Source organism: Cohnella boryungensis (assembly GCF_042651945.1).
GTDB lineage: Bacteria > Bacillota > Bacilli > Paenibacillales > Paenibacillaceae > Cohnella > Cohnella boryungensis.
Genome location: NZ_JBHSED010000006.1, coordinates 1 through 14343, shown reverse-complemented (window position 1 = coordinate 14343; position 14343 = coordinate 1). Strand labels below are relative to the sequence as shown.

Annotated in this window: 10 protein-coding genes; 1 reads left to right on the top strand and 9 read right to left on the bottom strand. The window is 54.1% G+C overall.

Features of this window, described 5'->3' with window-relative positions:
- Positions 1-161 precede the first annotated feature (161 nt).
- Positions 162-1037 carry an aldose epimerase family protein gene (locus ACFO1S_RS05780; protein ID WP_378126400.1) on the top strand — a complete coding sequence of 292 codons (876 nt, stop codon included), beginning with the start codon at positions 162-164 and terminating at the stop codon, positions 1035-1037.
- A 223-nt stretch (positions 1038-1260) separates the two neighbouring features.
- On the opposite strand, the gene ACFO1S_RS05775 is transcribed toward ACFO1S_RS05780, so the two are convergent.
- From ACFO1S_RS05775 to ACFO1S_RS05735, 9 genes are all read right to left on the bottom strand, one after another.
- Positions 1261-1770, bottom strand: a complete 510-nt coding sequence (locus ACFO1S_RS05775) for a DUF4878 domain-containing protein (RefSeq protein WP_204606096.1) — start codon at positions 1768-1770, stop codon at positions 1261-1263.
- A gap of 141 nt (positions 1771-1911) precedes the next feature.
- On the bottom strand, positions 1912-2814 hold the full coding sequence (locus ACFO1S_RS05770) for a TetR/AcrR family transcriptional regulator (RefSeq protein WP_204606097.1): 903 nt from the start codon (positions 2812-2814) through the stop codon (positions 1912-1914).
- Positions 2815-2847: 33 nt separating this feature from the next.
- A complete protein-coding gene (locus ACFO1S_RS05765; protein ID WP_204606098.1) occupies positions 2848-6036 on the bottom strand; it encodes an efflux RND transporter permease subunit in 3189 nt (1062 codons plus the stop codon).
- Positions 6037-6326: 290 nt separating this feature from the next.
- Positions 6327-7931 (bottom strand): response regulator, encoded by a 1605-nt coding sequence (locus tag ACFO1S_RS05760; protein ID WP_204606099.1) that lies wholly within the window; start codon positions 7929-7931, stop codon positions 6327-6329.
- Positions 7928-9817 (bottom strand): sensor histidine kinase, encoded by a 1890-nt coding sequence (locus ACFO1S_RS05755; protein ID WP_204606100.1) that lies wholly within the window; start codon positions 9815-9817, stop codon positions 7928-7930. The genes ACFO1S_RS05760 and ACFO1S_RS05755 overlap by 4 nt, the downstream gene beginning before the upstream one ends.
- A gap of 123 nt (positions 9818-9940) precedes the next feature.
- On the bottom strand, positions 9941-11641 hold the full coding sequence (locus ACFO1S_RS05750; RefSeq protein ID WP_378126397.1) for an extracellular solute-binding protein: 1701 nt from the start codon (positions 11639-11641) through the stop codon (positions 9941-9943).
- 67 nt (positions 11642-11708) lie between these two features.
- Positions 11709-12599: a carbohydrate ABC transporter permease gene (locus ACFO1S_RS05745; protein ID WP_204606102.1), complete on the bottom strand. Its 891-nt coding sequence runs from the start codon at positions 12597-12599 to the stop codon at positions 11709-11711.
- A 19-nt stretch (positions 12600-12618) separates the two neighbouring features.
- Positions 12619-13578, bottom strand: a complete 960-nt coding sequence (locus ACFO1S_RS05740) for an ABC transporter permease (RefSeq protein WP_204606103.1) — start codon at positions 13576-13578, stop codon at positions 12619-12621.
- Positions 13579-13801: 223 nt separating this feature from the next.
- Complete coding sequence (locus ACFO1S_RS05735) at positions 13802-14236, bottom strand: hypothetical protein (RefSeq protein WP_204606104.1); 435 nt, start codon at positions 14234-14236, stop codon at positions 13802-13804.
- Between the last annotated feature and the right edge of the window lie 107 nt (positions 14237-14343).

Genomic DNA, 14343 nt, shown 5'->3' with positions numbered 1-14343 from the left:
TGCGCAGGTGTATGAGCAGGAGTCACTCGACAGCATTTCCCAGGAAATGACGGAATCCGTCTGCGCCAAGGCGATCTTGATGTTTGATGCGGCAGCGTACAGATTATATTGATATAATAAGACAAGCAATTCATTCGAACTACGATAGAGGAGGCAGCCCCTTGAGCACCAACGAAATCTACCACATCCGCAGCTTTACCGACGGTTACCTTATGTACGAATTGACGGAGTCGAGCACGAACTCCTCATTTACGATATGCCCGGAGCGGGGCGGCATCGTCACGAGCTGCCGACTGCGGGGCCAAGAAATCTTCTATCTGGATCGGGATACGTTCCTGAACCCGAAGACGAATATACGCGGCGGGAACCCTGTGTTATTCCCGATTGCCGGACAGCTGGTGAACGGCGAATACGAATGGCAGGGCCGCTCCTATGCGATGAAAAATCACGGCGTAGCCCGCACCTCTGTCTGGGAAGTATTGGCTACAGGCACAGAGGATTCCGTCTTCATCACGCTGGCCTTGCGCAGCAACGAAGAGACCTTAGCCGAGTATCCCTTCGAGTTCGAGCTGCGGTTCACCTATCGGTTGAAGGACGGAACCCTGACGATCGAGCAGCAATACCTGAATCTGTCGGGTCAGGAGATGCCTATGGTAGCCGGCTTCCACCCTTATTTCGCCACGGAAAGCAAAAATCTGAGCTACGAGACGGACGCTACCCGGATACTCGACTATAACGACAATACCGAGAAGGCTTTTGACGGGTATTTGCAGCTGGAAGGCATGGTGGAGTCGGCCGCTCTGCTTGATGCGGGCAAGCGAGAAATCGCCTTCCCGCTCGCCCAAGGCCGCAGAGTAAGACTCGCTTACAGCGAGCAGTTCCGCTATGTCGTTCTGTGGTCCGTAGCAGGAAAGTCCTTCGTATGCGTGGAGCCGTGGACGGCTTTGAACGAAGCGCTCAACGACCGCAAGGGCTTGCTCATGATCGCGCCTGAGCAAACCCTGCATTTGACTCTTAGCTTCGCGCTTGAAGGGTAACCGACGGGAGCGAATAAGCTTCCTCTTGTTCGCCTGATCGCACAACGGCGCCGGCAATCCTGCGCAGCGCCAACTTATTCACGCAAGCAAAAACGCCTTCGGCGTCCTCCGACAGCCGGAGAAGCTTTGCGGAGACGATTCAGAGAAGGATAAGCGTGAAACTTATAAAACCTGTATCGTCGAAGAAGCCTTCGAATCTTGTCGATTCGAAGGCTTCTTAAGGCTATCCCAACACGATAAACCACTTGTCCCCGATCTTCTTGAGCTTATGATTGGACTCCTGCTCATACTTCTCTTCCATGTAAGCAAAGTGTTGACGATATCTCACGTTCGCGGAATTCGTCTGCTCCTCCACTTCCAGAATTTCGTACTCCCCAAGGACAAGTTCCTCTTCCATGAACGCCTTTTTCCATTCTGCTGCAATATCCTTCAAGCTCTGGTCTTCACGCAAGTCGGCAGGGTTAACAGACACATAAGTCAGCATCTTTTCCGGGTCCTTCGCCTGCGCCGCTTGCAAAAATCCCTCCACGGCTTTTTGCGGCGTCGACTGCGCGCCTTCCTGTTGGCCAACATACCTCAGCGCCAAAAAGATGATTGCTCCTATTGCAAGCAGCAACAATATGATCGCCTTCGCGCGCTGCGACAGTACAAATGTCCTGACCGGGGGAAAAGCAGCAAACGGGTCCTCCTCCTGATGATTGCCTTGCCGAGACAAAGGCGACCGCTCGTCCATCTCCCAATGGCCCCCTTCAAGCTTAATACTCTCACTATAGCATACGACAGCGGACCCTAGACAGAATTCGTTCCCCCGATAAAGAGAAGTCCGCGATCGTCAAAGAGCGACAGGATGCGCAAAAGGCCCTGCTTTCTCCCGTTATTTCTGCCTGTCGACAAGCCGTTGCTCCAGTGCCTCCAGGGTCGTCTGCAAGTCATCGGGAATATGCCGCCTAAGCAAGGCCAGCATGGCTCTCACCAGCATTCGATGCTTTAAGGCAGGCTTCTCGATCTCTTCCTTCAGCATGGTCAGCGCGGCCAGCAGATCGCTCTGCACCTGCTCTTCGCGAGCGAAAGCGGACGATACGATCTCATCGGCGACTAGGCGCAGAAGCTGGAGCTCTGCGGCCGTATCATCCGGCATCAGACCCGCGCGACTGCGCAGCTCGGCCAGCTGAAGAGGCGGCAGCATAGGGTCCTCCTCGGCGTTCATCATTCCTGTCATCAGATTATCGAACCGCCTGATCAGAAACCGACTGAGTCGCCGCTCGTCCAGCTGCTTTTCTTCGAAGAGGAGCGCTTCGAAATAAGGAAGGGCGATGCCCGAGAACAACGCCGCCGCGTCTCCGGAATAAGCGATAGCTTCCTCTCCGTAAATATCCAGCACATGGGAGAGCGAGTACAGCTGGGATCTCGCGCGGAATCTCTCCATCATCTCTTGGACTTGCGGCTTTAAGCCCGTCAAGGGCTCCTTCAGCAGCATTCTCATGAAATCCAAATGCTCGCGAATGAATTTGAATTGCCGTTCGATCTGCAGAGCGGCCTTCTCGCGGGGAGGAAGCCCAGCCTCATCAGGCTGGCCCCCCATCGAATCGAACAGGATCTCTCCATAATAGTCCATGATCGAGATAAGAAGATCATCCTTGGATTTGAAATAAAAATAGATGGAGCCCTTGGCCATGCCCAGCTCGTCGACGATCTCCTGAATGGAAGTCGCATTAAAGCCTTTGCGGGCAAAGCAATGAATCGCCGCGTCAATGATTTGCTTCTTTTTATCTTGCACGACTACCTATCCTTCCCCAGTCTATTACTCCAGCTACGCAGCGGTCTTGCCTGGCTTGCGTCTCAATTTCATCAGAAGCTCATATACGATCGGAACGATGATCAGCGTCAGCAGCGTAGAACTGATCAGCCCTCCGATGACCGTCACGCCGAGGCCCTTGGCGATAATGCCGGAGCTCTCGAAGCCGAAGGCCAGCGGCAGAAGTGCGCCGATCGTTGCCAGAGCGGTCATCAGGATCGGACGCAGACGCGTAGCTCCCGCTTCGAGCAACGCCTCGCGGGTAGACATCCCAGCTTGCTCATTATGAAGCACCCGATCGATTAATACAATCGCGTTCGTAACGACAATGCCGATGAGCATCAGCGCCCCCATCAAAGCGGATACGCTAAGCGTCTCTCCGGCGATGAGCAGCGCCACCAGACCGCCGATAATGGCGAACGGCAGGGAGAACATGATCGCGAACGGAGCGAGGCCGCCTCCGAATGTCAGCACCAGAACCAGATAAACGATGGCGATTGCCGCCACCATAGCCAGTCCAAGCTGTGTGAATGTTTCCTGGATCTGCTCCGTTACGCCGCCGAAGGTCACCTCTACGGCAGGCGGCTTCTCCAACTGATCAACCTTCTTCTGCAGATCGGAAGAAGCCTTCGCCACGTCCGACTTCGTAATTTCCGCCGTCACGTTCACGACCATTTTACCGTTCAATCTGGTAATCGTGTTCGGAGAGGTGCCTTCCTCGACCTTCGCCACCTCGCGAATCGGCACCTCCACGCCCATAGGAGATTGCAGCTTCGTATCGAGAATGTCTTCCACGTTGCGGTACGTCACAGTTTCCGCGGCAACATAGACGTTATAAGCTGTTCCCTGCTCCTGAATCTGGGTAAGCACCGGGCGATCGCGCTGCGGGCTAAGCGCCATGGCAATCTGGCCTGCCGTCAATCCGTACTGGCTCAGCTTCTGCTGATCGGCCACGAAGGTATATTGCTCATAGGTCTTGGACAGGCTGGTCTCCACCTTCTCGAAGGCGTCGTCCGCTTTCATGAGATCGGCGATCTGATTCACGACCGGAGCAATCTCGTCCAACGTTTCGCCGAAGACGCTGAGGCTGAATTGGCCGCCTCCCATTCCTCCGCTCATATCCATCTCGGCCCACTGCCCTGTCGGAACCGCCTTGCGCAAGCCTTCGAGATGGGCTTTCTTCTTGTCGGCGAAATCCTTGGTCTCGCTGTCGTACAGCATGAAGAACAAGCCCGATTTCGACGGCCCCGGCTGAAGCGGGTTTTTGCCGCCGATCGAATACTGCAAGCTGGTAATATCCGCTTGCTCCAGAAGATATTTCTCCGCGACCAACGCGCGAGCTTCAACATCCTCTATGCGCTCTCCCGGATCGGGGGTGTAAGTTACCATCGCGTATTTGTCTTCCTGATCCGGCAGGAAGCTCGCACCGATCAGAGGCACCAGAAATAGACTGCCGACGAGCAGAGCCACCGCGACAACAAGCGTCACGATTTTATGGTTCAGCGTGGAGGAGAGCACACGACGATAGCTTTGTGCTAATTTCCCCGGCTTTTCTTCATGGCCCTTGCTCTCTTTAACGCCTTTCTTGAACATTTGATGAGCAAGCATCGGCACGACTGTAATGGCCACGATCAGCGAAGCCAGCAGCGAGAAGACGATAGTCAGCGCAAACGGAAGGAAAATCTGGCCGACGACTCCGCTCACGAGACCGAGCGGGAGGAAGACCGCAATGGTCACGATTGTGGACGACATGATCGGCAGGAACATTTCCCTCGTGGCTTCTAGCATAAGCTCTTTGCCCTTAAGCTTCTCGCCTTTCAACGCCATGCGTCGGTAAATATTCTCAATGACGACAATCGAGTCGTCTACTACCCGCCCGATAGCGACCGTCATTGCTCCTAAGGTCATAATGTTCAGCGTAATATCGAATTGCTTCAGAAGCAGCACCGCAATGATGAGCGATAATGGAATCGAGACGACGGAGATAAGCGTCGTACGAATGTTTCTCAGGAAGAGCAAAATGACGACAACCGCGAACAGGGCGCCGAACAGCGCCTTGCTGAACATCGTTTCGACCGATTTCTCGATCGGCTTGCCTTGGTCAAGCAGTACGTCCAGCTTCAGCTCGCCATACTTTTCCTTCAGCTTGTCCGCTTCCGCTTTTACACCGTTTACAACGTCAACCGTGTTGGCGTCGTTCGCCTTAACGACCTGGATGCCGATGGATTCCTCGCCGTTCGTACGGGAGATGGATTCCGCCTGGCCGGTAAATGCGATATCCGCAATCTCGCCAAGCGTTACCGTCGGCAAGCCTGCGCCTTGTGCCGGCGCTTGCGCGTTCGGAAGCTCTTCTGCCGTCGCCGGCTGTTGCCCCCCGCTCGGCGCGGCTTCCCCCTCGTTAGGCGCGGCCCCCGGGTTGCCCTGAGCAGCGCCCGGACCGCCTTGTGCCGGCGCTCCGGCCGAAGGAATGACCGGAATGGCGATGTTCTTCAGATCGTCAATGGTCGTAATCCTGCCGTCGACCACAAGCGTTTTCTGAGCCTGATCCAGCTGGTACAAGCCGAGCGGCACCTTCAAGGCCGACCCCTGCACGATCCCTTTGACCATTTGCTCCGTCAACCCAAGCTCGGCCAATTTGTCCGCCTTGAAGCTCAACGTTACTTCCTTTACATATTGACCTGCGACCTGTACCGAAGCGACGCCCGGCACGCCTTCCATCGCTGGCTGAATCTCGGTCTCCACGATTCTCGTCAGCTCTTCCAGATTGCCGTATCCGGATGCGCTAATCGAGATAACCGGAAAGGAGTTAATCGAGAATTTGGATATTTCGGGTGCATGCACCCCTTGAGGAAGCATCACGTCCGCCGCGGATTCGCGCAGCTGCGCGATCGCTTGGTCCATATCCTGACCGAACTTGTATTCCACGAATATCGAGGATACGTTCTCCATGGAGGTAGACGTCAGGTTTGTAACGCCCTCCGCATTTTTCAGCCTTTTCTCCAACGGCTCCGTAATTTCCTTGACAATGGCGTCAGGCGCCATGCCCGGAGACACCGTCGTTACGCTCAGGAATGGAAGGCTCAAATCCGGCATGCTTTCCTTCTTCATGTTCATCCCGGAATACAAGCCGGCCGCAATCACAATAATCGTAATCATCCACAACGCGAATTTGTTTTTTAACGAAAACCCGATGACGCTTCTCATCTCTCCTACTCCTCCTCTTATCTGTATGCACATGAGCTTATCGAACGAACGTTCAAAAGTCAAATGAAAGGATATCTAAAATCAACAAATATCAAAAGAACTCAGTCGACCGACCGTTCGAATCAATCTCGATCCTACCCGCGGACAGGTTTGCACTCACCGTGCTTCAGCCACCTTCCCTTGTCGTCGAAGCCTCCTGGACGATACTTGATTTAAGTGAAGTTTGCGCTGAGGCAGACAAAAAAAACCGGACACCCTTAACGGATTGTCCGGTACGGCAAACCTTCTTCTCATTCTTCCTTGCTTCCCCCCGTTTGGACCGTCTGCCGCTTCGCGCCCCCCCGGCGGGCGGCCGCGTTCTGCCGATACTCCAGCGGGGCTACGCCGACGCTCTCGCGGAAAACGCGGTTGAAATGCTTCGTGTTCTCGAAGCCCGCCCTCTCCCCGATATCCATTACCTTTAGCTCTGTCGTTTCCAGCAATTCCTTGGCCTTCTCGATACGCAGCTTTTTCAAATACTGGACGAAGCTCATCCCTGCATATTCCTTAAACGCCTGACTGAAGTAAGAGTAGTTCAAAGACACATAATTGGACACCATCGTCATGCTTAGCTCATTCGCATAGTTCGCCTTGATGTACTCCAGCGCCCGCACCATATCTTTCTGATCCACATGCACCGAACGAAGATGCCGAATATAGTCGTTTAATCCAAACAATAAACCTTCCACGCAATGAATATAGTCTTGAATGTGCGTAAAATGGTACAGACTGCCGGCCATCTTGTACATCCTGATAATGTCGACCGAGGCTTCCCCATATGTTCGGAACACTTGATCGAAGATTTGCTCGTTCAAAAGTCGGCCGACCTCCTCGAAATACCCGATATCCGCTTCCGCGAGCGCCTCCTCCCCGAAGAGCTCAAGCAGCAGCGCCTTCATTTCCTTCACGCGATCGGTGCCCATCATACGGGCAAGACGGGCAATTGCCTCTCCGGGAACGGGATAATAGCGGTTTCTTCGCTTAAGCTCGTCATAACGGATCAAGGTTGTGTCCGCCCTCCCGAGCAGCAGCCGATATTTCAGAGCATGTCCCGCCTCCTCATACTTGGCCTTCAGTTGTCCTAGCCCCTCTCCCCTGCCGCTGATCGCCGCAGAGAACGTTCCCGTACCGCCGTCGGAAGCTTCGGCAAGAGCCTGCGCCATCCCCGTAAGCAGCTCCTCGCGCGAAGCCAGAACGACAAGTCGGCCCTCCTTATCCTCCAGTGCGACGTAAATTCCCTTTCCGGCGTAGGCCGACAAATATTCGTTGCCCTTAATGATGTTCCGCTGATGCTCGGAGAAGTCCAACACCCCTACGTAGAAGGAGGGCTCGAAATCCTGCAGTCCCGCTTCATCGGCCAGCGAAGAGATCGTATCCGCATCGATGTGAGGACTGAACCAGATATGCCTGAGCGCATTAGCCCGCATCCCATCCCGGTATTTATCCGTCTCTTCCAGCCGACCGAGCAGCGAATCGCGTTCCGCAAGCTCCGCTTCGGCCTTGCTCAACGCGGCGAACAAATCCTCCCGCACAATCGGCTTCAGCAAATATTCCTTTACCCTATGCCTAATCGCTTCCTTCGCATATTGAAAATCGTCATACCCGCTCAGAATGAGCAGGGCCGGACAATTCGGGAGCGCCGCCAGACGCTTGATCAGCTCAATCCCGTCCATGTTCGGCATCCGAATGTCCGTCAGCACGATATCTGCGCCTTGGCGGTCGAATTGCTCGATGGCCTGGTTGCCGTCAGCAGCCAGACAGATGTCATAAACGTCGGGAAACTCTCGTTCAATCATCGCCTTGAGCCCCAGCCGGATGTTGCGTTCATCGTCGGCGATCAACAGCGTTCTCCTCATTTGGCCAGCCTCCCGTCCAGAATAAGATGAGGAATGCGGAGCGTTACACGCGTATAGCTGCCCGGCTCGCTCTCCACCTGCAGGCCGTAATCCTTGCCAAAATGCATCTGAATTCGGCTGTGTACGTTCGGAAGACCGATTCCGTTGCCCCTGCCGGGCGCATCGCCGGCATCCCGTTCCACCCCTGCCGCCGCGCCGACGCTTCGCTGGATTCGTCCGTTTAGCGCCTGAACCCGGTCCGGGCGAATCCCCGTTCCGTCGTCCGTCACCGAAATCAGCATCGCATCCCGAGCGATTTCGGCGCGAATGACGATGACCAGCCCTTTGTCGCTAAGTCCGTGCTGAACGGCATTCTCGATGACAGGCTGCAACGACATTTTCAACAGCTCCTGACTGAGGAAGCGCTCAGGAATGTCCGTAACCAGCTTAATCCGATCCTCGAAGCGAATGTTGGCAATGCGGATATAATTTTCGATATGATTCAATTCATCGCGCAGGCGCACGTATTCGCTCGTCCAGCGCATGTTGTATCTCATCATGCTGCCCAGAGAGGTCAGAGCATTGGAAATCTCCCGCTGATCGTTGATTTCGGCCATCATCTTGATGTTTTCCAGCGTATTGTACAGGAAGTGCGAATCGATCTGATTTTTGAGCGTGGCCAGCTCGGCCTCCTTGGCCGCCGCCTGCTTATTGACCGCATCGGCAATCAACTCGTTGATCTTCCTCAGCATTTTGCGGAAATGATGAGCCAGGTCGCCTACCTCGCCTCCGCCGCGAATAGGAATATCGAATCCAAAATCCCCCTGCCGCACTTTTTTCATGGAATCGGTCAGCACGTGCAGCTTCTTGAGAATAAACGAGTTCAGGAAAGAGGTCGCCAGCGTCAGGATGACGAGCAGGATGACATTCGCCATAATAATGCGATTACGCGTTTCGTTAATGCCGTCATACACCGGCTTCAATGAGGCCACCTTGATCATGTAGGCGTTCAGCGGCTCAACGAACGAATAGACGCCAAGAAACGGAACTCCGGATACGTTGAATTTAAAACTGCCTTTGCCGCTGTTGTCCGTCTTGACCTGTGAAAATTGCTTTTGCAATATCTCGTCCTCGACCCCGTAGCGATCCAGGAAGCCGTTCGCGGGACTGCGAATCAGATTGCCGTATTCGTCCAGAACGACCATCTGGGATTGAACGTCCTGCAGCGGGCCGAACGTATTGGGCATGAAATTCGTGAGCAGCATATCGATCTCCAGTATGCCGACATGCGTGCCCTGCGGGCGCTGAAGCTCCTTGTAGAGCACGATCTTCGGCTTGGAAATCTCCTCGTCGCTCAGCCTTGGCTGCGTGACGTCCCGGTTGAGTCGGCTCAGCCTCCATACGTCTCGCTCGTCCGAGGCCATAACCGTCTCGTACCAGGGCTCATTCTGAATTCTGCTTTCGTGAACAAGCACGGGCCACATCTCGTTGGTCGCGGGATTGCTCATGAAAATGCGAATCATCTCGATTCCCGGATTGTTGTATTGGAGCCGGAGTATCGCTTTCAGATTGAGCTGGTCGAGATCTATCAGCTCGGCGACGCTAAAGCTGTTCGGCTGGGCGATATAATCCAGCACCTTGGGATCGGAGGTCGTGACCTGGGCCGCTCGCGTCATCGTCTCCATATTGTTCTTGATATTGATCTGCTCGATCTCCAGCGCATTTTCGTTATTCTTCTGCAGCTCCTGTACCGTATTCCCCGTCAATCCCCGGAAGATATAGAGCGAGATGAGGATACTCGGCACAAGCATGATCATAATGTAGGCGATGACGAGCCTCTTCTGCAACGACAGCTGCTCCAGGCGGAACGTCAGCTTCTCCTTCTTCTGCTTCCAATAGCGTTGCATGGCTCGTCACCTCGCATTCTGCATCATTCGTGCACCTATTCTATCCTGCCGCCGCATCCGATAACTCGGCAGAAATCCGAAAAACCCAGAGATTCTGGGTTCTTCGGAAGCCTTATAATTCCCCTATTTGATGAATTCGGCCAGCTTCTTGACGTTCTCCTCGTATTTGCCCTGACGGTAAGCCATCAGCTCGGCAAACCCGGTCTTGTCGCGCTTCTCGATGAAATCGCCGAAGATTTGATCGAAATCCGCGTCTGACTTGGAGAGCAGCAGCTTCGGCAATACTTTGCCCCACTCGTTGGCGATTTTCGTGGCGTTGATGCCCTCCTTGGAGGTGGCTGGCGGATTGATAAGGTCGTACTGGGAGTAGCTCATCGTCTTGCCCTTCGTCCAATCCTCCAGCTGCTTGAACGGCTCTACCGAAGGCGGCTGCCATTGCAGCTGCATGTTCGTATCCATCAGCATCCAGAAGGTATGGGACGAACCGTATTGCTTGTCGAAGGCGGAGCGGTCCTTGTTCAACAATTCCAGAACCTCCGGCTTGAACTGTTCCTTGCCGTCGATCGTGTCGTAGGAAACGCCCTTCTCTCCCAGATACATATCCTTCTGGCCTTCCTCGCTGATCAGATAGCTCAGGAACTGGATTGCCCGTTCCTTGTCCTTGACGTTCTTGGAGATCAGCGTAACCGTCCAGCCGGAGATTGCCGGTCCCGCCAGCGTAGGCGGCTCAAGCTTCTCGTTGGCAGGGCCGTCTATGGCGATGTAGACGGAATTCGGGTCCTTGGCGAACAACACGTTCTGCTGGGCGGCGAAGTCCGTCCGCTGATACAGCATGGCGAAATAGCGGCCTTGCGAGATTTTCTCCTCCATCTGCGCCCGTTTGTCGACGAACACGTCCTTGGAGATTAGACCGTCCTGGTTCGCTTTGCGGAACACCTTCAGCCACTTGATGAACTCAGGGTCCGTCAGACGGTCGTACAGCTTGCCTTCCTTCTCGCGCGGAAGAGCCAGGAAGCTCGCGAGATAAGAGGAATCCTGCTGATAATCAATGAACGAATAGTTGCCGACTTCTCCGAATTCATGGAAGCCGATCGGGATCAGCGGCTGTCCGTTCACTTCCGGGAACTTCTCCTTCGCCAGCTTCAGCGCATTCAGGAAGCCTTCCGGCGTTCTCATATCCGGCTTGCCAATCGCCTCGTATATGTCCTTGCGCACAACGAACGTCTGGTTGGACGTAAATTGCGTACCGAATTTATCGAAGTCCATCGGCGAGGAAGAGGCGTTCGGATAGACATAGGTTTGGCCATCCGGCTGCGCGTACCAGCTCAGCTTGGCTGCATCCGCAACCTTGAAGAAATAGGGATCGTATTGATCGGCCAGAGCGGTGAGAGATTCCACAAGGCCGCCCTCCACCATCTTCTTGACGCCTTCCTCCCACCAGCCCAGCGTAACGAAGTCGGGCAGCTGATTGGCCGCGATCATTGCGTTAAGCTTCTCGTTCTCATTGCCGGCCGGCACAATCAGATTCAGATTAACGCCGGTTTTTTTCGTAATATACTGAGAGGTCGGGTCGACTCCCCACTTGTTCGGAAACCAGGCGAAGTTCAAGTACCAGTCGAATGTAATCGGCGAAGTATCCGCCTTCCATCCCGGCTCATCCGCAGCCGGCTGAGATTCGCTGGCGGTGGGACTGGCGCTGGATTCGGACGGCGGCGCCGATGCGCTCGGACTCACGCTCGCCTCCGGTTCGTTCTTGCCGCCGGCACAGGCGACAAGGGCCAACATAAGCGCGGCAATCATCGATAAGCTTAGCCACTTTTTCATGCTCATACCCCTTTATCTGGTTAATATATAAGATTCCCCTTGCGGGAAGTAAAACCTCTATTGCCAATCAGCCTTTTAACGAGCCGATCATCAGCCCTTTTACGAAATAGCGCTGGAGGAACGGATAGGCTACCACGATAGGAACCGTTGTTATAATCATGGTCGCCAGCTTGATCGACTGCGAGGTCACGGTCCGATTGATGGCGCCGCCGGTCGCTCCCATGATCTGATTCGAGCTCGACTGAGCAATGACCCGGTACAGGAAGGTCTGTATCGGCTGAAGGTAGTCGCTGTTCGTATAAAGCAATCCGGTAAAGTAGTCGTTCCACTGCCACACGCCATGGAACAGCGCGATCGTGGCGACGACAGGGAGCGATACGGGCAGAACGATGCGCAGGAATATGGAGAAATCGTTCGCGCCGTCGATCTTGGCCGCCTCCTCCAGCCCGTCGGGAATTTCCCGGAAGAACGCCAGGAAAATAATGAGATCGAAGAAGCTGAACATCGCAGGATAGATATATACGCCGAATGTATCCAGCAGCCCCAGATCGCGCAGCCACAAATAGTTCGGGATGAGCGGAGCGCTGAAAAACAAGGTCACCGTCCCCATCACCATATAGACGTTGCGGAAGATCAACTCCCGGCGAGACAAGGCGTAAGCGACCATCGCGGTAAAAAAAACGTGAATGACCGTGCCGAGCAGCGTCTTGGCTACCGTAATTCCCATTGCGGTCATGATGCCGGCATTGTTGAACACGGTCGCGTAGTTTTCCAGACTGAATTTGCGCGGGATCCAGTAAATATGGCCTCCGGTCATGGCGTCCGTCCCGTCGTTGAACGAATTGACGAGGACGTACCAGATCGGATACAAGGTAGCAAAACAGATAACAAGCATCACCGTGACGTTCAGGTTGTCGAACAGCACATCTCCACGGGTTCTGCGATCTCGCGTCCACATAGGTTGACACCGCCTTTTGCTAGAATAGGGACGATTGATTCATCCGTTTGGAGAAGGAGTTGGCCAGCAGCAGCAGGAACAGGGCGATGACGCCTTTCACCAGACCTACCGCAGCCGAATAGGAAAACCGTCCTTGCTTGATGCCGATCTCGTAGACATAAATATCGATTACGCTGCTGGCGCTTTCGTTCAACTGGTTTTTCAGCACCAGAATCTGATCGAAATTGGAGTTGAGAATGTTGCCTACGGCCAGAATGAACAAAATCGAGATCGTGCCCTTAATGCTCGGCAGCGTAACATAGCGCATTCTCTGAAACCGCCCCGCCCCGTCAATCGTCGCGGCCTCATACAGCTCTGGCGATATGCTCGCGATAGCGGCAATATAAATGATCGCCGACCAGCCGAATTCCTTCCAGATGTCGGAGGAGATGACGATGGTCCAGAAATAGCCGGGCTCGCTTAAGTAAAAGATCGGCTCCTTCACCAGGCCCAGCGCCATCAGCACATCGTTGACAATCCCTATGTCGGCCAGCCAAGTCGTCAGAATCCCTCCGAGAATGACCCATGACAAGAAGTGCGGAAGATACGTAATCGTCTGTACGATCCGATTAAACCTCAACGAGCGAAGCTCGTTCAGAAATAAGGCGAACAGAATCGGGATGGGAAACCCGATGACCAGCTTCAGCAGGCTGATTCCCAGCGTATTCTTAATGACCTGAAGCATTTGGTCGTCCTCGAAGATCGCTTGGAAGTGCGTCCATCCGGCCCAAGGCGCTTTCGTGTAATCGCCGATGCCGATGTATTCCTTAAACGCGATCGTGATTCCGTACATCGGGAAGTAATTGAACAGGAGCATCCACGCGACGCCGAGCAGCGCCATGACCTGTAAATAACGCTGACCGTACAGTTTGCGAAACAGGTTTGTCCTTCTGTTCGCAGGCTTTTGCATCCGGACTTGAACCTCTGCGTTCGCTTCCATGAAGGCACATCTCCTCGCTGCTTGTAAGCATTTTCATTACGAGTATAAGCTTTGTTTTAGGGGAAAATAAGGCTTCAAATTTCGCTTGAGGTTGCATTTTTTTAGGTGTCGGAGCGGGAGAGAACTGGGCTTTTCCAGGCCCGATTCCGCGAAAACGGAGAGACGAAGGACATGACAAATGAGCCGCCGAAAAATTCCGGCGGCTCGCGTACATCGGTTGCGGTTAGCCCTCTAGCGTCCTCTTGCTTGTGGGGCCGTTCGAGATGGCCGCATACCGAAACACCCCATAACCGGCCGCTGCGTAGATAGCGGCCTGCACGAAATGCGCCAGACGCAAGTACTCGAACGGAAACAACGCAAGAAACGCATAGAACCACAAGCCGTAAGCCAAGTATTTTACATTCGGCGAGATTAAAGTCAGCCACAAGCCGACGAAAAATCCGTAATACGCGACCAAGTGCAGCGGGATATCGAAGAATAGCGTATTCAGCGTGTCATACCCGGAATAAGAGACGCTCCGATACAACAGCTCCTCCAGGAACAGCACCCCCAAACTCCCGAACAAAATATGTTGATGATACGGCAGCAACGTCCTGAGCAGCTTAATAGAGAGAAGCAGCTTCCGAACCTCCCGAACCACAACGGCGAATTGTTGCATTACAATCCCTCCTCGTATAGTATCTTTTGAAAGCATCTTTAAGTCAGTTTCCAGTCCCCGAGGGGCTGGAAAGGAACTTTTGAAATTTCCAGCGAATCGCTCCTTGA

Bases quoted from the DNA above. Each gene is read 5' to 3' on its own strand.
- ACFO1S_RS05735 (WP_204606104.1), bottom strand. From the start codon at position 14,236: ATGCAACAATTCGCCGTTGTGGTTCGGGAGGTTCGGAAGCTGCTTCTC.
- ACFO1S_RS05750 (WP_378126397.1), bottom strand. From the start codon at position 11,641: ATGAAAAAGTGGCTAAGCTTATCGATGATTGCCGCGCTTATGTTGGCC.
- ACFO1S_RS05775 (WP_204606096.1), bottom strand. From the start codon at position 1,770: ATGGACGAGCGGTCGCCTTTGTCTCGGCAAGGCAATCATCAGGAGGAG.
- ACFO1S_RS05755 (WP_204606100.1), bottom strand. From the start codon at position 9,817: ATGCAACGCTATTGGAAGCAGAAGAAGGAGAAGCTGACGTTCCGCCTG.
- ACFO1S_RS05740 (WP_204606103.1), bottom strand. From the start codon at position 13,578: ATGGAAGCGAACGCAGAGGTTCAAGTCCGGATGCAAAAGCCTGCGAAC.
- ACFO1S_RS05760 (WP_204606099.1), bottom strand. From the start codon at position 7,931: ATGAGGAGAACGCTGTTGATCGCCGACGATGAACGCAACATCCGGCTG.
- ACFO1S_RS05745 (WP_204606102.1), bottom strand. From the start codon at position 12,599: ATGTGGACGCGAGATCGCAGAACCCGTGGAGATGTGCTGTTCGACAAC.
- ACFO1S_RS05765 (WP_204606098.1), bottom strand. From the start codon at position 6,036: ATGAGAAGCGTCATCGGGTTTTCGTTAAAAAACAAATTCGCGTTGTGG.